At 31.7% G+C, this 18,872-nt stretch carries 17 protein-coding genes and 1 pseudogene; 7 read left to right on the forward strand and 11 right to left on the reverse strand.

What is annotated here, in order from left to right; translation table 11 throughout:
* Positions 1-254: 254 nt before the first annotated feature.
* Positions 255-671: a thiol-disulfide oxidoreductase DCC family protein gene (locus tag IM744_RS05210; protein ID WP_194507047.1), complete on the reverse strand. Its 417-nt coding sequence runs from the start codon at positions 669-671 to the stop codon at positions 255-257.
* A gap of 86 nt (positions 672-757) precedes the next feature.
* Positions 758-2,926: an endonuclease MutS2 gene (locus IM744_RS05215; RefSeq protein ID WP_194507048.1), complete on the reverse strand. Its 2,169-nt coding sequence runs from the start codon at positions 2,924-2,926 to the stop codon at positions 758-760.
* A gap of 176 nt (positions 2,927-3,102) precedes the next feature.
* On the opposite strand from IM744_RS05215, the gene IM744_RS05220 reads away from it, so the two are divergent.
* A complete protein-coding gene (locus tag IM744_RS05220; protein WP_194507049.1) occupies positions 3,103-3,771 on the forward strand; it encodes a uracil-DNA glycosylase in 669 nt (222 codons plus the stop codon).
* Here the strand turns inward: IM744_RS05220 and IM744_RS05225 are convergent, their stop codons facing one another.
* The 6 genes from IM744_RS05225 to IM744_RS05250 form a co-directional block, all read right to left on the reverse strand.
* Positions 3,772-3,960 carry a hypothetical protein gene (locus tag IM744_RS05225; RefSeq protein WP_194507050.1) on the reverse strand — a complete coding sequence of 63 codons (189 nt, stop codon included), beginning with the start codon at positions 3,958-3,960 and terminating at the stop codon, positions 3,772-3,774. It lies immediately after the preceding gene.
* Positions 3,961-4,129: 169 nt separating this feature from the next.
* Positions 4,130-4,984, reverse strand: coding sequence for a substrate-binding domain-containing protein (locus IM744_RS05230; RefSeq protein ID WP_194507051.1), 855 nt, complete (start codon positions 4,982-4,984; stop codon positions 4,130-4,132).
* Positions 4,985-5,008: 24 nt separating this feature from the next.
* Positions 5,009-5,878: a nucleoside phosphorylase gene (locus IM744_RS05235; RefSeq protein WP_194507052.1), complete on the reverse strand. Its 870-nt coding sequence runs from the start codon at positions 5,876-5,878 to the stop codon at positions 5,009-5,011.
* A complete protein-coding gene (locus IM744_RS05240) occupies positions 5,868-6,815 on the reverse strand; it encodes a DUF1835 domain-containing protein (RefSeq protein ID WP_194507053.1) in 948 nt (315 codons plus the stop codon). Before IM744_RS05240 ends, IM744_RS05235 begins: the two co-directional genes overlap by 11 nt.
* The gene (locus IM744_RS05245; RefSeq protein ID WP_194507054.1) at positions 6,812-7,144 is read right to left on the reverse strand and encodes a translation initiation factor; all 333 of its coding nucleotides are present in this window, start codon (positions 7,142-7,144) and stop codon (positions 6,812-6,814) included. The genes IM744_RS05240 and IM744_RS05245 overlap by 4 nt, the downstream gene beginning before the upstream one ends.
* An 85-nt stretch (positions 7,145-7,229) precedes the next feature.
* Entirely contained in the window at positions 7,230-8,177 is a 948-nt protein-coding gene (locus IM744_RS05250) for an isopenicillin N synthase family dioxygenase (RefSeq protein ID WP_194507055.1), read from the reverse strand.
* Positions 8,178-8,330: 153 nt separating this feature from the next.
* Between IM744_RS05250 and IM744_RS05255 the strand changes: the two genes are divergently transcribed.
* The 3 genes from IM744_RS05255 to IM744_RS05265 all read left to right on the forward strand — a co-directional run bounded on the left by IM744_RS05255 (position 8,331) and on the right by IM744_RS05265 (position 11,586).
* Positions 8,331-10,331, forward strand: a complete 2,001-nt coding sequence (locus tag IM744_RS05255) for an alpha-ketoacid dehydrogenase subunit alpha/beta (RefSeq protein ID WP_194507056.1) — start codon at positions 8,331-8,333, stop codon at positions 10,329-10,331.
* 69 nt (positions 10,332-10,400) lie between these two features.
* Positions 10,401-11,228 (forward strand): HNH endonuclease signature motif containing protein, encoded by an 828-nt coding sequence (locus IM744_RS05260; RefSeq protein WP_194507057.1) that lies wholly within the window; start codon positions 10,401-10,403, stop codon positions 11,226-11,228.
* 40 nt (positions 11,229-11,268) lie between these two features.
* Positions 11,269-11,586: a hypothetical protein gene (locus IM744_RS05265; RefSeq protein WP_194507058.1), complete on the forward strand. Its 318-nt coding sequence runs from the start codon at positions 11,269-11,271 to the stop codon at positions 11,584-11,586.
* Here IM744_RS05265 and IM744_RS05270 read toward each other — a convergent pair.
* Positions 11,583-11,792: pseudogene (locus IM744_RS05270) on the reverse strand (membrane dipeptidase); the annotation flags it as partial. The gene IM744_RS05265 and the pseudogene IM744_RS05270 overlap by 4 nt on opposite strands.
* A gap of 67 nt (positions 11,793-11,859) precedes the next feature.
* Between IM744_RS05270 and IM744_RS05275 the strand changes: the two are divergent.
* Positions 11,860-14,031 carry a S9 family peptidase gene (locus IM744_RS05275; RefSeq protein ID WP_194507060.1) on the forward strand — a complete coding sequence of 724 codons (2,172 nt, stop codon included), beginning with the start codon at positions 11,860-11,862 and terminating at the stop codon, positions 14,029-14,031.
* Positions 14,032-14,072: 41 nt separating this feature from the next.
* Here IM744_RS05275 and IM744_RS05280 read toward each other — a convergent pair whose 3' ends face one another.
* Positions 14,073-15,350, reverse strand: a complete 1,278-nt coding sequence (locus IM744_RS05280; RefSeq protein ID WP_379660219.1) for a dipeptidase — start codon at positions 15,348-15,350, stop codon at positions 14,073-14,075.
* 126 nt (positions 15,351-15,476) lie between these two features.
* Here IM744_RS05280 and IM744_RS05285 point away from each other — a divergent pair, with 126 nt between their 5' ends.
* Positions 15,477-15,908, forward strand: a complete 432-nt coding sequence (locus IM744_RS05285; RefSeq protein WP_206694466.1) for a 3D domain-containing protein — start codon at positions 15,477-15,479, stop codon at positions 15,906-15,908.
* A 104-nt stretch (positions 15,909-16,012) separates the two neighbouring features.
* Here IM744_RS05285 and IM744_RS05290 read toward each other — a convergent pair whose 3' ends face one another.
* A complete protein-coding gene (locus IM744_RS05290; protein ID WP_194507062.1) occupies positions 16,013-16,582 on the reverse strand; it encodes an ExbD/TolR family protein in 570 nt (189 codons plus the stop codon).
* 771 nt (positions 16,583-17,353) lie between these two features.
* Between IM744_RS05290 and IM744_RS05295 the strand changes: the two genes are divergently transcribed.
* A complete protein-coding gene (locus IM744_RS05295) occupies positions 17,354-18,868 on the forward strand; it encodes a DEAD/DEAH box helicase (RefSeq protein ID WP_194507063.1) in 1,515 nt (504 codons plus the stop codon).
* Positions 18,869-18,872 lie beyond the last annotated feature (4 nt).

The raw sequence follows: 18,872 nt of genomic DNA on the forward strand, positions 1-18,872 counted from the left end.
TGAGTTTTGGAATAAATTATGCATCTCATAGATGTTTTTTACACGTTAAGTGTATTAAACAATTTTTTTCGGGTTTATAACGATGTTTTTACTCAACATCTAAGATATGCAGTAGATTTATAGTATAAATAATGTGCTATTAATCAAATATATCGTTAGATAATCCCTCTTTGATTAAAAATTATTTTAGTTTTAATTAGTTGTTAATTATTAAAGTCCTTTTTTCCCGAAAGGACTTTTTTTATACCTATTATTTACAAGAATTTAGATTTTAACTCAGGAGTAGGAATCATACATGCTTCTTTCTTACCATACCATTTGTAACGGTTTTTTGCAATGTAATCATAAACCCAATTTCTAATAAATGTTGGAACAATAAAAAATACAGACATTAAATTTCTAGGAAACCCAAGGTGTTTAGCCACTTTTAAAGCAGCTGTAGATTTAGATGATAACCCGTTTTCAATAGAGTAAAGTAGAATAGAATCTGTTTTTTTAGGATCTATTTTATATTCATTTATGATGTCTTGACCAATGTTACTCTGTAAAGGCGCAAACATAAACAGATTTTTTTCATCATGTTTAATCACATATTGAATGGAGCTATTGCAAAGATTGCAAACACCATCAAATAAGATTAATTGTTTGTTTGTTGGTAAGGATTCTATCACGTTGCAAAGATAAGCTAAGTGTTATTAGTCTTTTTGAAAAATGTGTTAAAAGCATAAGATTAGAGTTTAAACTATTTAGAAACTGCTTACTTTTTCACAGCCTCAACCAGCTCCAATTGATCCATACTCACATTAGTAGTAAACATGCCATAGTTAACTACCGCTTTGTTTTTTTCTATTTTATCAATAGTTCCAACAGCGCGACCATCTTCCATTCTTACACGATCACCCAATTTTAATATAGCTTTAGGTTTTTCAACAGGCTTTGCTTTTTCTTTGGCGATTTTTTTCTTTTTACGAATGACAGCAACTTTTTGTTCTGCTTCTTTTTTTACTTGCGTTTCTTTAACTTTTTCTGCCTTTTTTTGTTTAGCGGAAACTTTCTTTCGTTTAGAATTTTCTATTTGAACCAATTTAAATAGCTCTGCCATTAATTCTCGCTTCTTCTTGTCGTCAAAAAATTTCTCTGAAATATCGTTAACCTTCTGTCCTAAGTAAATAAGACGTTGGTTAGAATCGTATAACTCTTGAAAACTCTCTAATTTCTTTTGAACTTTAGCATTTATTTCTTCTAGCTTATCTGCTTCAGTTTGTTTTTTCTTCTCGTTTTCTTTGAGAGAACGTTCCGTTTTTTCTAGTTTACTTCGTTCTTTTTGAAGTTTTGCAATCGTTGCATCAAAACGAACTTTACCGCGTTCTATTTTCTTTTTTGCTCGATTGATAAGGCTATATGGGATTCCGTTTTTTTGTGCAACTTCAAAAGTAAATGAACTACCTGCTTGACCTAAAGCGAGTTTAAACATAGGTTCTAAACTCTTTTCATCAAACATCATATTAGCGTTTTGCATGAACGGTAACTCGTTTGCTAAAACCTTAAGGTTAGAGTAGTGGGTTGTTATAATTCCGTAGGCTTCACGATGATAAAATTCTTCTAAAAACGTTTCAGCTAAAGCGCCTCCAAGTTCTGGATCACTTCCTGTACCAAATTCATCTATAAGGAAGAGTGTGTTTTTGTTACATTTCCGAAGAAAAAAGTTCATTTGTTTTAAACGGTAACTGTATGTGCTTAAGTGGTTTTCAATAGATTGATTGTCACCAATATCACTAATGATACGGTCAAAAAAGCATACGTTACTTTTCTCATGTACAGGGATTAATAAGCCACTTTGCAACATCACTTGCATTAAACCAATGGTTTTAAGCGTGATACTTTTTCCACCTGCATTAGGTCCAGAAATAACAATAATTCTATTTTCTGGGTGTAAAACGATAGATTGTGGATGGGTTTTCTTGCCTTCCGCTTTATTAGAAACATAAAGTAAAGGATGGTAAGCATCTTGAGCATTGTAAACCTTGTCGTCGTTTATTGTTGGGAGAATTCCGTTGATAGAATGAGCGTATTTTGCTTTTGCATAAATGACATCTAAATTTAAAAGAAACTCTTGGTATCTCTGCAGTAGAGAGGTGTAAGGACGAATGTATTCGGTTAAATTTCTAAGAATTTTATCAATTTCTTCACTTTCATCAAACTCTAGGTTATTAAGTTCTCGCGCATATTGAAAGGTTTGTTCTGGTTGGATGTAAACGATGCTTCCCGTTCTGCTTCCACCCATGATACTTCCTTTAACTTTACGTCTGTACATCGCTTTAACAGCTAATACTCGTTTGTTCTCAACGACAGATTCTCGTATATCATCAAGATAATCTAAGTTATGATATTGCGTCAATGCAGCATTGAAACTGATGTTGATCTTTCCTCTAATTGAGTTTATAGATTGACGTAATTGATACAATGTATCTGTTGCATTGTCTTTTACATCTCCAAAACGATCTATGATTGAATCAATCTCTGTAACAAGATGTGCAACGACTTCCAGTTTAGCAGAGGATGTATATAAAGATGGATAGTATTCTTCGAATTTCTTAAAAAACTTAAGTATCTCACTTATTGTAAGTGTGATAGAAGCTATTTTTTTGAAACTTTTAGTATCTAAATAAGAGTTTTCAATCTTTAAAAGTTTGATTTCTTTTGTGATAGGCTCAAATCCATGATTAGGAATTCTATTATCATTATAAAAGGAAGATACATACTCATTGGTGTAATCTAGAGATTTAAGAACCTCCTCTTTTGTTGTGTAAGGTTTTGTTTTTAATGATTCAACACGACCTAAGTCTGTTATACAAAGCTCTGACACTTGCTGTAAAACAGTGTAGAATTCAACATCTTGTAATGTTTTTTCGTGAATATTAATCATTAATAGTTAACCTCTAATTGTTAAGGAAGCAAAGGTACTTATTAATGGTTTAGTAATAAAATGTTTTAGCTGATTGTGATTTAGCGTTTTACTGTTTTCTTAGCAAAATTTTAATATAGATGATGCCATTGCTCTAAGGCATATTTCATATTTTAGAGCATAAATTTTTTGATAAAATGAACGTAAATATCCATTCTAGTTGGAAAGCAATACTCCAAAATGAGTTTGAAAAACCATATTTTGAGGAATTAATGAATTTTGTTAGAGAAGAATATGCTTCTCATAAGTGTTTCCCTCCAAAGGATGAGATTTTTTCTGCTTTTGATTTGTGTGCTTTTGAAGACGTTAAGGTTGTGATTATAGGTCAAGATCCTTATCATGGAGATGGTCAAGCTAATGGTTTGTGTTTTTCGGTAGCAGATGGAGTAGCTCATCCACCATCTTTAATGAATATTTTTAAAGAATTGGAAACTGATCTTGGTATTCCATATCCAAAATCTGGAAATTTAGAACATTTGGCTAAACAAGGTGTTTTATTGTTAAATGCGACGCTAACAGTAAGAGCGCATGAAGCTGGTAGTCATCAAAAAAAAGGGTGGGAACAATTTACAGATAATGCTATAAAAATGATTAGTAAAGAAAAAGAAGGAGTTATATTTCTACTTTGGGGAGGATTTGCGAAAAAGAAAGAAAAATTAATTGATACGAGTAAGCATACAATATTCACTTCGGGTCATCCTTCACCATTAAGTGCAAATAGAGGATATTGGTTTGGTAATAAACATTTTAGTAAAACTAATCTCTTGTTGAAATCAAAAAACAGAAAAGAAATAAATTGGTTATAATTAACTTCCTGTAGGTGCTAATTGCCTAGTTGCGAGTTGCTTGGTTTCTGTCTGTGGTTTAACGACTTTAATAATAGTTGCTTGTTGTTTAAGAGTTGTTTTCTTAGTTGCTTTATTGCAGCTAAAAATTAATAATAAAAAATTTACTGCAACTAAAAATGATATAGCAAGAGTAATAGTTATAATCATAGTTGATTGATTTTGTTAAGTTAGTTTAAAAGATTTGGCAATGCTAATGTAATTAAAATTTTGATAAATAGAAAGTTATGAAAAAAAAACAGGTAAATTTACCTATTACATCGACAAATTACATTCAAACATAAAACATCTTTAAGATCTTTTTTCCTACCTAAAATGATTATAATTTCATAACTAACTTCTTATAAGCTACTTTTTTAGGAATAATATCTAATTTAAGTAGTTTATCTTGTATTGTATTAATTGTAGTTTCATCAATAACCTCTTGAGACCATTCTGTTAATGATAACCATTCTTGAACATCTTCTAACTTTTGATCATATCTGTTAGCAATGGTTTTATCAATGCTTGGAATGAGTTTAAATTCTTCTGTAGTATTATTAACAATATTTAAAATCGTTTTTACGTCTTCTAAATTTGATTCTAAAAATTCTTCTCTCACAGCAATAACGAAACAAGGCCATGGAGTAGGACAGTTGCTAATTCTTCTAAAAACACCATCATCAACGATTGGTTTTGTTGTGAATTTTTCCCACATAAAATAATCTGCATCTCCATTAGATAACCCCTCTACTGCACCATCAAGATTTTTAATAACCTCAAAGTTCAAGTCTTTTTCTAAATTCCATTTATGGTTTTCGGCATTTATGTAAGCCATCAAGTGAGAACCTGAACCATATCTGCTTATGGCAGCTCTTGTACCTTTTAAGTCGTCAACGGTTTTGAATTGAGAATCATGAGCCACATGAATTCCCCAAATTAATGGAGATTGCACAAAAGTTTGTACAATTTTGGTTGGGTTCCCATCAATAATATCCTTGATGACACCTTCAGTAAGAATAACTGCCATATCAATTTCGCCTTCGCGAAGTGCTTTATTCATAGCTCCTGTTCCTCCAAAATAATCTTTCCAACGCAGATTAATACCTTCGTCTTTGTACTCACCATTTTTTAGAGTAAGATACCATGCAAGATTAAAATGCTCTGGAACGCCTCCTATATTTATTTTTTTCAATGTTTTTGTCTTAAAATTTTAATCTTACTCTACTATTTTGTCTAAGGTATATTTAATGAGTTGTTCAACAACCTCTTTTGGATCTTCACTAAATTCACCAGTTGCTCTATTTGCAATTATAGCATTCATTGAGAGTGAGTTATGACCTAGTAAATTAGAAAGCCCATAAATTCCAGCAGTTTCCATTTCTAGATTGGTAATTGTTTTTCCGTCGTAATTAAAATTAGCAAGTTTATCATTTAACTCATTATCCTGAATTGCTAATCGTAATATGCGTCCTTGTGGACCATAAAAACCAACATTAGTAGCTGTAAAACCAGTGAATGTTTTTTCACTAGATAGTTTTTTTAATAAACGATCACTACATTTTACAACATAAGGATCAGATTTTTTATCAAACCAATTGGTTTGTGCTTTCAATGCTTCTGAAATTTTAAAATACTGCACATGCTCGCTATCATAAAAATGTAGCAAACTATCAAAACCTACAGCATATTCACTAATTACGATAGAATCAATAGGGATGTCCTTCTGGATAGAGCCAGACGTACCAATTCTAATAATATCTAGCGAAGTTAACTCAGGTTTTATTTCCCTTTTGTCTAAATCGATATTGACTAGTGCATCCAATTCATTGAATACAATATCAATATTATCTGTCCCAATACCAGTCGAAATTACAATGATTTTTTTTCCTTTATAAGTTCCTGTTTGTGTATGAAATTCTCGCTTACGTGTTGTGAAATCTACACTGTCAAAATGTTTTGTGACACTAGATACACGATCTGGATCACCTACAGTAATAATTGTAGTTGCCAAATGTTCTGGACGTATATTTAAGTGATAAACACTTCCGTCAGGATTTAAGATTAATTCAGATGCTTTAATTGGCATTTGCTATTGTTTTAATGAGTTTATTTTGTTGTTTATCAAATTTAAAATCCAATGCTCGTACACCTCCATATTGGATGGTATTATTCATTTCGACTTGATAATTATGTTGATGTTCAAGAGCTAAATGCCCTTTTCTATTTAATATTAATGAGTTTTCTGTTTCAGTAAAAAACAAAGATAATAGATCTATAATACGAGCTAACTGTAAGTCGCCATAACCGTAATAACCTTGATAGTGAAGTGTGTATCCTACAAGGTGGTGTCTGGAAGTAATGGTGTTTTCTTTAACGAGTTTTAAGATGTTGTACTCTAAAGTACTAATTCCACTTCGTACATCTGGAAAACGTTTAATATGAGCCTTCAAGCAAATTCCCATATATTCAAATGAAGACGTTCTAGTTATAAGAGGTTTGAGTAAATTATGATCATTTCCGCAGTAAATTGTCCAAACTTTTTTTGCTAATGCAATATCATCAACGTTAAGTTTTACTTTGTTGTCGTAATGAGTTTGTAATTGTTGTGGATTTAATTCTCCTAAAGCTTTTAGGCCTTTTTCTCCTTCAACGCGACCACTACAAACCAAATACAATGGTAAATAGATTCCTTTTTGCTCTAATAAACTTATAACTGCTACCATATTAATGTGACAGAATAAATCGTATTCAAACCATAAAACGATCTCTGTAAAATTTGAAATGTCGTCTAATTTTTGAAGACCACTAATGAGGTCTTTCTTGCTTAAAGTGAGATCATAAAACGATTTAAAAAAGGCTTGTCTAATCTTTATAAATGCAGGAGAAGCAACTTCTTCAACAGTAGGTCCAACACAAAGTGTTTCTTCCCAAGTGATGATGTTTTCTTTTTTAGAAATATCTAATTTTAGTAGATAATCGGTTAAAGCACTACCGTTTGTGATATGTAACGTTGTATCAATCATCCACCAACACGTTTTACATTAAAGCCTTTATCTTTTAAAATTTGCATGATTTTATCTCTATAATCACCTTGAATAATAATCTTGTCATCTTTAAAACTGCCACCAACACTTAATGTTTGTTTTAGTTCTTTGGCTAGTTTTTTAAAATCTTCAATTGCTCCAGTATAACCTTCAAGAATAGTGATAGGTTTCCCTTTTCGCTTTTCGTATTTGCAAATTATAGGGTCGTCTTGTAACCAAATACCTTTCTCTTTCGGAGTTTTTTCTTCGGAAACATCTGCCTCAACATGTTCTGGGAAGAGATTTTTTAATTGGTCTTGTAAATCCATCTTATTAGTATTTAGTAAAAAGTAAGAATCGTAAAATATATGATTCTTATGTTATTTTAGAATAAAGCTATTTTACACTTTTTTACTACTTCTTAAGTCCAAGTTCAATTAAACGTTCATTTAAAAACTCACCAGCAGTAATATTATCAAACTGCTTAGGGTTATCTTCATCAATACAACTTTCTAAAACGTCTAATTTCATTTCGCTTATTGGATGCATAAAAAACGGAATTGAGTAACGTGACGTTCCCCAAAGTTCTCTTGGCGGATTTACAACTCTATGAATTGTAGATTTCAATTTGTTATTGGTATGTCTTGATAACATATCACCAACATTAATCATCAATTCATCAGGTTCTGCCATGGCATCAATCCATTCTCCTGCGTTGTTCTGTACTTGTAAACCACGTCCTTGAGCTCCCATTAACAATGTGATTAAATTAATATCACCATGAGCAGCTGCACGAACAGCATTTTCTGGTTCTTCTAAAATAGGAGGATAGTGGATAGGTCTTAAAATAGAATTCCCATTATGGATATAATTATCAAAATACGTCTCTTCTAAATTTAAATATAAAGCTAATGCTCTCAACACGTACTTCGCTGTTTTCTCTAGCATTTGGTATGTTTCCTTACCAATCTTATTAAATTGTGCTAGTTCATTTACTGTTACATTTTCAGGATATTCCTTAGCACGTTCTGGATCGTCTTCTACATATTGTCCAAAATGCCAGAATTCTTTTAAATCGCCTTCTTTTTTACCTTTTGCGCTTTCTTTTCCGAAGGAAATATAACCACGTTGCCCACCAATACCTTCAATTTCATAACTACGTTTCGTTTCGACAGGTAGGTCAAAAAAGTTCTTAACTTCACTATATAAATTATCAACGAGTTGATCGTCTAAAAAATGACCTTTCAATGCTACGAAACCAATTTCTTCGTATGCTTTACCAATTTCATCAATAAATTTTTGCTTTCTATTTGCATCTTCAGAAAGAAAATCCTGAAGGTTTACACTTGGTATTCTATTCATTGTATCCTGTATTTATTTACACTTCGATAAAACAAAAATAGCGAAAATAGTCCTAAAATCACAGATTTGAGTTCCACTTAAAAAAAACACACTTAGCCTTTATAAAACTCAATTTTTATTTACATTTGATTTACTAATGTAATAATTCAAATAATGTTGACTTCAACCAAGAGTTTAATAGCCTACGATAAAAAAAATCTAGACGATAAAACTTTAATTAGCCTTTATAAAAACATGCTTAAACCTCGCATGATAGAAGAGAAAATGCTCATTCTATTACGTCAAGGTAAAATTTCAAAATGGTTTTCTGGGATAGGCCAAGAAGCTATTTCTGTTGGTGTGACGATGGCAATGGAAAAAGAGGAGTATATCTTACCAATGCATAGAAATCTTGGTGTTTTTACGACACGTGAGATTCCGTTATATCGCTTATTTAGTCAATGGCAAGGAAAAGCCAATGGGTTTACAAAAGGTCGTGATCGTTCTTTTCACTTCGGAACACAGGAGTTTAATATCGTTGGAATGATTTCACATTTAGGTCCACAATTAGGAGTTGCAGATGGAATTGCTTTAGCGAGTTTATTAAAAAAGAAACAACAAGTAACTGCAGTTTTTACAGGAGAAGGAGGTACGAGTGAAGGTGATTTTCATGAAGCATTAAATGTCGCTTCTGTTTGGCAATTGCCTGTTTTATTCTGTATTGAGAATAATGGCTACGGATTGTCAACACCAACCAGTGAACAATATAATTGTAAAGATTTAGCAGATAGAGCTAAAGGTTACGGTATGGAATCTTTTATTCTCGACGGAAATAACATACTAGAAGTTTATGCCACAATTAAAAAATTGGCAGAAAGCATTCGTAAACGTCCACGCCCGATTTTAATTGAGTTCAAAACCTTTAGAATGAGAGGTCATGAAGAGGCAAGTGGAACAAAATATGTGCCTAAAAAATTAATGGATGATTGGGCTAAAAAAGACCCAGTAGATAATTTTAAAGCTTATTTAATAGAACAGAATTTGCTTACTGAAAAAGATGACAAATCCTTTAGAGAAGCCATTCTTGATGAAATTAATGAGCATTTAAAGTTAGCTTATGACGAGGATGATATTGTTCCTGATGTGGCAACAGAATTAAATGATATTTATAAACCGTTTCAATATAAAGAAGCGACACCAAGTACAAAAACAGAAGAATTACGATTAATAGACGCTATTTCTCAAGGTTTAAAACAATCTATGGAAAAACATAATGATTTGGTCATTATGGGACAAGATGTTGCAGAATATGGAGGTGTTTTTAAAATTACCGAAGGTTTTGTAGAAGCATTTGGAAAAGAACGTGTACGCAACACACCAATTTGTGAGTCTGCAATTGTAGAAGCAGCAATGGGATTATCAATTGCAGGTATTAAGTCTGTAGTTGAAATGCAGTTTGCAGATTTTGTAACTTCTGGATTTAATCCAGTGGTTAATTATTTAGCAAAATCTCATTATCGTTGGGATCAGCAAGCAGATGTTGTTTTAAGGATGCCATGTGGTGGAGGTATTGCAGCAGGACCATTTCATTCTCAAACTAATGAAGCTTGGTTTACAAAAACACCTGGTTTAAAAGTTGTATATCCAGCATTTCCTTATGATGCAAAAGGATTGTTAGCAACAGCGATAGAAGATCCAAATCCAGTCTTATTTTTTGAGCATAAAGCCTTGTATAGAACTATTCGTCAAGAGGTACCAGTAAATTATTTTACAATTCCTTTAGGAAAAGCAGCCTTGCTTAAAGAAGGAACAGATGTTACGATTATCACTTATGGAGCAGGAGTACATTGGGCTTTAGAAACTCTAGAGAATAATCCAGATATCAATGCAGATCTTATAGATTTAAGAAGTTTACAACCGTTAGATACTGAAGCTATTTACGCATCTGTTAAGAAAACAGGTAGAGCCATTATTTTACAAGAAGATTCTCTTTTTGGAGGTATTGCCAGTGATATTTCTTCACTAATAATGGAGAATTGCTTTGAGCAATTAGATGCACCAGTAAAGCGTGTTGCTAGTATGGAAACTCCTATTCCTTTTATTGGGCAATTGGAGAAACAGTATATGGCTAAAGGTCGATTTGAAGAGGCTTTGAAAGAGGTTTTGGGGTATTAAAATTACTCTGATTTAAAGTCATGATTGCAGGATTAAGCTATATGCAAATCATAATATTTTAAAAAGTTAATGGATAAAAAGTTACAGAATTTAATAAAATATGGATTAGGTCAGAAAATGGCTAGTTATTTTATTGAGAAAGGTCTGTCTGTAACAAGCATAAAAGGAAATTCTAAAAAAAATCTAATAGAAAAATTTGGACTTACAAAAATAGAAGCTGATGAAGCCAAAAATAAAATATCAAGACAACCAATAGATAAAAAGGTAGTTAACGATTTGTTGCTTCATAATAATTTCACTTGCTGTTGTTGTTTAGGTAATAAAGGTAAGAGTTATGTAATTCATCATATTGAAGAATATGAAATAAGTCAGAATAATAATATAGAAAATCTAGCATTGATTTGTCCTGTATGCCATGATTTAGCACATAGTAAAAGAGCTTTAACACTAACAATATCAAAAGAACAATTACTAAAAGCTAAAAGGACTTGGGAAGAGAGTTGTATAAATAAACGAGGAATAAAAGAAACATATCCATTAGATCAAACTTGGGAAGCTGAATTCGATTATTTTGATGATAATTTTATTTTAAAATACTCAATGGATTTAAGTGTTTGGCAAGAAAAAGGTAAGACTAAAGGATACTTTAATGTAATTTATTTGGATAGAGGTAATATCTGTTTGGCAGGAGAGTTTGAACACCAAACAGTTGAAATGGACGTTGACGTAAATATCAATTATTGGTTTATGAATTGGAATATGAGAGTTTCAAAAAAAATGACTGAAAGAATTATATTAAATTATGGTTTTGGAGATCAAATAATTTGGATTTGTAAAAATGGTGTTGCTGATATAATTCCATATAAGTTAGAATTTCGTTTAATAAAACAATCATAAAGATGATGAGGATATGAAAAATAATGATTGCTAACTTAAAATGAACCCAAATAAAAACTCAAACAAATCCTTCCAATTTGCAATCATCACTATTGTGTGCTTTTTGATATTTATTGTGTTTCAGTTTCTTGCTGGGAGTGATAAAATTTCCGAAGAAACCTATACCTATGCAAGTAGCTTTTCTATTTCATTAGTTTTTGTGGCAGGAATTGCTGGCTTTATTTATAGCATGAAAGGGCTGAAGGAGCCAATTTCAGTAAAAAAAATAATTGGGTTGCTCGTCAATTCTATTTTAATTCTATTATTAGTCGGTATTATTGTTGCTAGTGTTAAGGATATTAGCAATTTGTTAGCCTAAGATTGCATTTTTTTTGCCACAGCCTGAACTTCATCCAAAACTCTTAATAAATTGCCACTCCAGAGCTGTTCGATTTCTTTTCCAGTATAACTACGGTTTACCAATTCTAAAGTCACATTAAAAGTTTCTGAAGCATCACTCCAGCCTTCAACACCTCCACAACCATCAAAATCGCTACTAATTCTTACATGGGAATATCCCATTTTTAAACATAGCTTTAGTTAAATCTCTAAAATGTATTAACTTACAGAGTTATAATCCAAAACCATATCAATGAAAACATCCATTTATTCATTACTAGCAATTACATTACTAATTACAAGCTGTAAAACTGAAAAAAAAGAAACGGAAACAGCGTACAAGTCTATAGAAACTCCTGTAGCCAAAAAAATTGCAAAAGAATTAACTATTCATAACGATACCAGAACAGATGATTACTTCTGGATGCGTTTAAGTGATGAACAAAAAAATGCAGAGTCTCCAGATGAACAAACTCAAGATGTTTTAGATTATTTAGGTGCAGAAAATGAGTATTTAGACAAGGCTATGAGCCATACAAAAGATTTACAAACCAAATTATATGATGAAATTGTTGGACGTATTAAAAAAGATGATGCATCTGTCCCAGTTAGTAATAGAGGTTATTCTTATTATACACGCTTCGTTGAAGGAGATGATTACCCTTTATATTGTCGAAAAAAGTTAGAAGATAATAGCAAAGAAGAAATAATGTTAAACGTTCCTGAATTGGCTAAAGGACATTCATATTATGAATTAGTAGGTCAATCTGTAAGTCCCAATAATAAAATGATTGCTTTTGGTGTGGATACAATATCGAGGAGAAGGTATACTATTTATTTCAAAGACTTAGATAAGAGTAAGGTAATTGAAGATTTCCTAACAAACACAACAGGAAGTGCTGTTTGGGCAAATGATAATAAAACGGTGTTCTATACCACAAAAGATCCAGTAACTTTAAGATCTAATAAGATTTTTAAGCATGTTCTAGGCACAAAACAAGTTGACGATGAATTGGTTTACGAAGAAGAAGATGAAGCGTTTAGTACCGATGTTTTTAAATCTCAATCCGAAGCGTATTTAATGATAATTAACTATCAAACACTTTCTACAGAATACAGATATTTAGATGCCAATACGCCCAATGATGAATGGAAAATAATTCAACCAAGAGAGAAAAATTTAGAGTATCATGTAGGAGATTATAAAGACCATTTTTATATAAGGACTAATTTAGATGCTAAAAACTTTAAAATTGTAAAAACGCCAATTAATGCAACAACTAAAGATAACTGGGAAGATGTAATTCCGCACAGAGAAGATGTTTTGGTTGGTGGTATTGATTTATTTAGCGATTATTTAGTGATCAGTGAGCGTATCAATGGATTAAGCGCAATTAGAATTAAACCATGGAGTGGCAGTAAAGATCATTACATTGAATTTAATGATCCTGCATATTTAGCATATCCAACAGCTAATTTAGATTACAACACAAAAGTGCTTCGATATAATTACACCTCGTTAACAACACCTATAAGTACTTTTGACTATAACATGGATACAAAAGAACAAGTGTTATTAAAGCAACAAGAAGTATTAGACCCCAATTTTTCTTCGGAAAATTATGTGTCTGAACGCATCACAATAACAGCGAGAGATGGTGTTAAAGTACCAATGTCTATTGTATATAAAAAGGGAACTAAAAAGAGTGCAGAAACACCTTTATTACTATATGCTTATGGCTCTTATGGTGCTAATTCTGAAGCTACATTTAGATCCGTTGAATTAAGCTTACTAGATAGAGGTTTTATCTTTGCAATTGCACATATTCGTGGTGGTCAAGAAATGGGTAGAGATTGGTATGAAAACGGAAAACTCTTTAATAAGAAAAATACATTTACAGATTTTATAGACTGTGGAGAGTATTTGGTTAAAGAAGGTTACACGAGTAGCGATCATATGTATGCATATGGAGTAAGTGCAGGTGGCTTATTGATGGGAAGTATTTTAAATATGAAACCAGAACTATGGAATGGCGTGGTTGCTGCTGTTCCTTTTGTAGATATTGTGTCAACAATGTTGGATGAAACAATTCCGTTAACTACTTCTGAATTTGACGAATGGGGAAATCCAAAAGATAAAGACTATTACGATTATATGAAGTCTTATTCTCCTTATGATAATGTTGAAGCCAAAGACTACCCAAACATCTTAATTACCACAGGCTACTGGGATAGTCAAGTGCAATATTGGGAGCCAGCAAAATGGACTGCAAAATTAAGAGCGCTAAAAACAGATGACAATTTATTAATTATGCATAGTAATATGAAAACTGGTCATTTCGGTGCTTCTGGACGCTTTCAAAAATACAAGCGACAAGCACTTTATTATGCGTTTATATTAGATTTAGAAAATATTTCTGAATAAGGTATACAAAAAAGCCAGTAAGTTTTTGTTCTTACTGGCTTTCAATTATAAAATAGTATAAAACTTGAAGTATATCTATCAGGTTTTTTGAATTTCTTAGCAATAACCTGAACTTCATCCAAAACTCTCAATAAATTGCCACTCCAGAGTTGTTCGATTTCTTTTTCAGTATAACCACGTTTCACTAATTCTAAAGTCACATTAAAGGTTTCTGAAGCATCACTCCAGCCTTCAACTCCGCCACCTCCATCAAAATCACTACTAATCCCAACATGTTTAAGTCCGATTTTTTTAACCATATAATCTATATGGTCTACAAAATCTGATACATTTACTTTAGGAGGAAAGTTTTCCATCTCACGCACTTTTTCATCAGCAAGTGTCACAATAGTACTTCGGATATCATAAAATGCATTTCGTTCTTCATCTGATAACGTTTTGATTTCACTCCATTCATACCATTTGTTGCCTAAAGAGTCGGCAATATTTTCCCGTATTGATTTTAGAGCTTTATTTCTAGCATCATTTTTTTCGGTATTTGTATACGTTTGAAAGGCTACGGTTTGAATCACACCTCCATTTTTCTTCATCCATTCTAATTGTTCGACATCTAAATTCCTACTGTGATCACACAACGCTCTAGCCGAAGAATGTGACGCAATTATTGGAGCTTCACTTAATTCTATCATTTGTCTCATAGATTCTTTAGATGGATGAGACACATCTATCATCATCCCTAAACGGTTCATTTCTTTGATGACTTCTTTTCCTAAATCACTCAAACCATTATGTAACCAGACATCATCTTCTTCTCCAGTATTACTATCACATAGTTGGCTATGACCATTATGAGATAAAGACATATAACGTGCTCCTAAATTATAGAATTTTTCAACATTAGAAATGTCTGTTCCAACAGGATAACCATTTTCTATACCAATCATTGCTACTTTTTTTCCTGCTGCGGAAATTCGCCTAACATCATCAGAAGTCACAGCCAATTCAATTTGGTTTGGAGCAATATCTTCAACTAATTTATGAATCGCATCAAACTTAGACATCGCATTATCATATGCTTTTTTGTAACCTTCATCAGTTAACGAATCTTGTCCTGTATAAACGATAAACCAAGCAACATCTAATCCGCCAGCTTTCATTTTTGGTAAATTAACTTGAGATTCTAAGTTTTGGGTGTAGTTAATAGAATCTGTGAAATTTTTAACATTAATATCGCAGTGTGTGTCTAAGGTAATCACACGTTCATGAATGGCTCTAGCACGTTCAACTAATGCAATAGTATCTGCTTTATCAGAGTTCATATCATGAGGTTTATTGTCAATTTTGCAAGAGGTGACCATAATTACAAGGCATAATGAGATATATATGGATTTCATAAATTTTAGATTTCATTTTGATTGTGAAGTTACAAAATCTTATATTTAAAAATGAATTACTTCAAGCGCTATAAATATGTCATCTTCTTGTTTTGTTTGGTTCTTCTTAATTGTAAAAAAGAAGCATCTACTAACTACGAATGGAAAAAGATTAAGGTGACAGCAACCGCTTTTAATTCCTTAGCGTATCAAACGAGTTCGAATCCGCATATTACAGCTTTTGGAGATAGTTTAAAACCTGGATTAAAATATATAGCTGTATCTAGAGATTTACTGAAAAACGGACTAGAACATAATACTTTAGTAAAAGTTGAAGGTTTAGATGGTACATATTTGGTCAAGGATAAAATGAATAGCCGATTTAGAAATAAGATTGACATTTATATGGGAACTGATGTTAAAGCTGCTAAAAAATGGGGCAGACGCAAGGTTAACATCAGTTATAGGGTTGAGCTTGAAAAAGATTCTATAGCAACAAAATAGCCATATCTGTCGTTTCTAGTAGCTATTTGTCATTCCTGCGCAGGCAGGAATCCACTTTTATTTTTAGAAATAGATTCCTACGAAAGCAAGAATAACTGCACTCACTAATTCTTAATCTCAGCCTCAGATAATATAAAAGGATAAGCCTTTTTTACAGCTTGAAGTTCTTCTAGAGTCAATTCATTACTAGGTTTGTTTAAAACAGTTGTAGTGTAATCACTTCGTAATTCATAATAAGCTTTTGTAATTTCATCTTGAACTTTAATATAGAAATCATAAGATGTCATTTTATCATTAGCAAGTGACACCACTGCTTTTTTAGGGTTGTCTGATGACTTTTTATCTGCTAAACCAACACAATAATCACAAGAACCATCTCCATTGTTATTTAAAAATGCTTTGGTGATGTCTTTGAGTTCATCAATAGAAATAACTTCATTTTCTACAAGTAATTCATCTTTTGCATTGACTTTGACTTCTAGAATATTACGTTTATTAATAACTATTCCATCACTACAATCTACATTCACAGGACAAGGAGGTGGTAGTTTTCTATTAATCCCTTTGTCTTTTGGTATGACAGCGGTTACTAAGAAAAAAATAAGCAATAAAAATGCAATGTCTGCCATAGATCCAGCATTAACTTCTGGGTAATCTCGTCTTGAACTTTTCATAATAGTGAGTGTTTATATCCTTAATACTTTTCAGTAAAAAAGATGATTAATAATAGGAGAGACCTCACAAAAACGATACCATAAGTCATCTAAACGTAAAAAGACCAGCATACTAAGAGTTTGCTGGTCTTTCTTGATTTTATATTGAAAACAAATTTCAATATAGATTTTGATTGATGAATGTTTAAATAATTAACACGTACTACGTAACGTTTCTAAATCGTCATTTGTTGTATGTGATGTATTGATAATTCTAGTTAAAGCTCTCATGGTAGATTGATTTTTTTTGATTGATGAATTGAAATAGATTTGATTATCTATATCTTCTTTTCTGGTTCCAAGTATAAATTCGTGTTTCTGTAGATGTACTTGTAATTTGATTGCTGTTTAATGTTCTCATGATTTTTTATTTTTTTATACTGAATAAACTCAGTATTGATTGATAATTGATTGATGACTATTTAATAATTGTTGACTTATTATCTGTAACGTCTTTTTTTATTCCAAGTAAAAATTCTTGTTTCGGTTGATGTACTTGTCAATTGATTGTTGTTTAAAGTTCTCATAATATTTGATTTTAATGATTGTGTTATACTTAAAAGACGACAGAAGAATAAATTTGTTACAGTACTATGCTTTACAAAGTAGTTATTTAACACATTTTAACATAAGTAGGGTGTGATTTTTTTCAATTGTTGTCAACAATATGCTTAGTTAACTATGTAATGAGTTAATTTTGTAAGAATTTTTTTTTCAGAAGCTATTTACTTTATGTCCGAAACCGTTCAAGTATCATCAAAGAAAGAGACGAAAAAGCGCCTCTATGACTATCAAATTGCCGATTTAAAGCGCATTTTTGAAGTATTTGATGCTGCACCAAATAATTATAACCTATTATATCAATTGCCAACAGGTGGTGGTAAAACGGTTGTTTTTTCTGAAATCGTTAGACAATACATTAAAAAGCACAAAAAGAAAGTGGTGATCTTAACACACCGTATTGAGTTGTGTAAACAAACTTCAAAAGTGTTAAATAATTTTGGTGTCAATAACAAAATCATCAATAGTAAAGTTAAGGAATTACCAGACCAAGACCAGTACGAATGCTTCGTAGCTATGGTTGAAACCTTAAATAATCGTCTTAATGATGGCAAGCTTAATCTAGAAGATATTGGTTTAGTTATTATTGATGAAGCGCATTACAATTCCTTCAGGAAATTATTTGGTTTTTTTGAAAACTGTTTTATCCTAGGAGTTACAGCAACACCTTTAAGTAGTAATATTAAGCTACCAATGAAAGACAATTACAAAGAGTTAATTGTTGGTGATAATATTTCTACATTAATAAAAAACGGGTTTTTAGCCTCTGCGGAAATATACAACTACGATGTATCGCTTAACACATTAAAGATTGGTATTAATGGAGATTATACTGTGAAATCTTCTGAAGCTTTATATACCAATACAGCAATGCAAGGCAAATTATTATTTGCTTACGAAGAGCTTTGTAAAGGAAAGAAAACACTTATTTTTAATAACGGTATTAACACATCTAAAGAAGTATATTATACGTTTAAACGTGCTGGATATGATGTGCGTCATCTTGATAACACATCAAGCAAGCAAGAACGTAAGGATATTTTAAAATGGTTTAAAAATACACCAAACGGAATTTTGTCATCTGTAAGTATATTAACCACAGGTTTTGATGAACCTTCTGTAGAATCTATAATATTAAATAGAGCTACAAGATCATTGACACTCTATTTTCAAATGATTGGAAGAGGATCTAGAATTTATGATAATAAATCAACGTTTAAGGTCCTAGATTTAGGAAACAATGCAGTTAGATTTGGTCCTTGGAGTCAGCCAGTAGATTGGCAACATATTTTCAAAAACCCAGATTTTTATTTGGAGAATCTGCGTAATGATGAAGATATAGAGCGTGAGTTTGTGTATGCAATGCCAGACTCTCTAAAAAAACGATTTAAGAAAAATCCGAATGACGATTTTGATATCAAAAAAGAATACAAAAAAGTCACAAGAGAAGGCAGTAAATCTATGCAAGCTATAGAAAACAGTATTGCTCAACATTCTCAATTAGTGATTGCTAATAGTGAAGATGTATTTGAGGCAAGAGAACTGTCTAAACTGTTACATGATGATATTTGTTATCGTATTAAACAATATTGTTACTGTATCATGAACAGCACAAAAAACTACAAAGAGTGGTTGTTAGAAGAGTATACGCGTAAGCTTCGTTTGAGTTTCAACGGAAAATTTTAACGTA

This window comes from Psychroserpens luteus (genome assembly GCF_015319355.1).
GTDB classification, from domain to species: Bacteria; Bacteroidota; Bacteroidia; order Flavobacteriales; family Flavobacteriaceae; genus Psychroserpens; species Psychroserpens luteus.

What these genes read in the sequence shown, in the direction of transcription:
- IM744_RS05215 (WP_194507048.1), bottom strand. Translation starts at nt 2,926, where the DNA reads ATGATTAATATTCACGAAAAAACATTACAAGATGTTGAATTCTACACT.
- IM744_RS05220 (WP_194507049.1), top strand. Translation starts at nt 3,103, where the DNA reads ATGAACGTAAATATCCATTCTAGTTGGAAAGCAATACTCCAAAATGAG.
- IM744_RS05225 (WP_194507050.1), bottom strand. Translation starts at nt 3,960, where the DNA reads ATGATTATAACTATTACTCTTGCTATATCATTTTTAGTTGCAGTAAAT.
- IM744_RS05235 (WP_194507052.1), bottom strand. Translation starts at nt 5,878, where the DNA reads ATGCCAATTAAAGCATCTGAATTAATCTTAAATCCTGACGGAAGTGTT.
- IM744_RS05240 (WP_194507053.1), bottom strand. Translation starts at nt 6,815, where the DNA reads ATGATTGATACAACGTTACATATCACAAACGGTAGTGCTTTAACCGAT.
- IM744_RS05245 (WP_194507054.1), bottom strand. Translation starts at nt 7,144, where the DNA reads ATGGATTTACAAGACCAATTAAAAAATCTCTTCCCAGAACATGTTGAG.
- IM744_RS05250 (WP_194507055.1), bottom strand. Translation starts at nt 8,177, where the DNA reads ATGAATAGAATACCAAGTGTAAACCTTCAGGATTTTCTTTCTGAAGAT.
- IM744_RS05255 (WP_194507056.1), top strand. Translation starts at nt 8,331, where the DNA reads ATGTTGACTTCAACCAAGAGTTTAATAGCCTACGATAAAAAAAATCTA.
- IM744_RS05260 (WP_194507057.1), top strand. Translation starts at nt 10,401, where the DNA reads ATGGATAAAAAGTTACAGAATTTAATAAAATATGGATTAGGTCAGAAA.
- IM744_RS05265 (WP_194507058.1), top strand. Translation starts at nt 11,269, where the DNA reads ATGAACCCAAATAAAAACTCAAACAAATCCTTCCAATTTGCAATCATC.
- IM744_RS05275 (WP_194507060.1), top strand. Translation starts at nt 11,860, where the DNA reads ATGAAAACATCCATTTATTCATTACTAGCAATTACATTACTAATTACA.
- IM744_RS05280 (WP_379660219.1), bottom strand. Translation starts at nt 15,350, where the DNA reads ATGAACTCTGATAAAGCAGATACTATTGCATTAGTTGAACGTGCTAGA.
- IM744_RS05285 (WP_206694466.1), top strand. Translation starts at nt 15,477, where the DNA reads ATGAATTACTTCAAGCGCTATAAATATGTCATCTTCTTGTTTTGTTTG.
- IM744_RS05290 (WP_194507062.1), bottom strand. Translation starts at nt 16,582, where the DNA reads ATGAAAAGTTCAAGACGAGATTACCCAGAAGTTAATGCTGGATCTATG.
- IM744_RS05295 (WP_194507063.1), top strand. Translation starts at nt 17,354, where the DNA reads ATGTCCGAAACCGTTCAAGTATCATCAAAGAAAGAGACGAAAAAGCGC.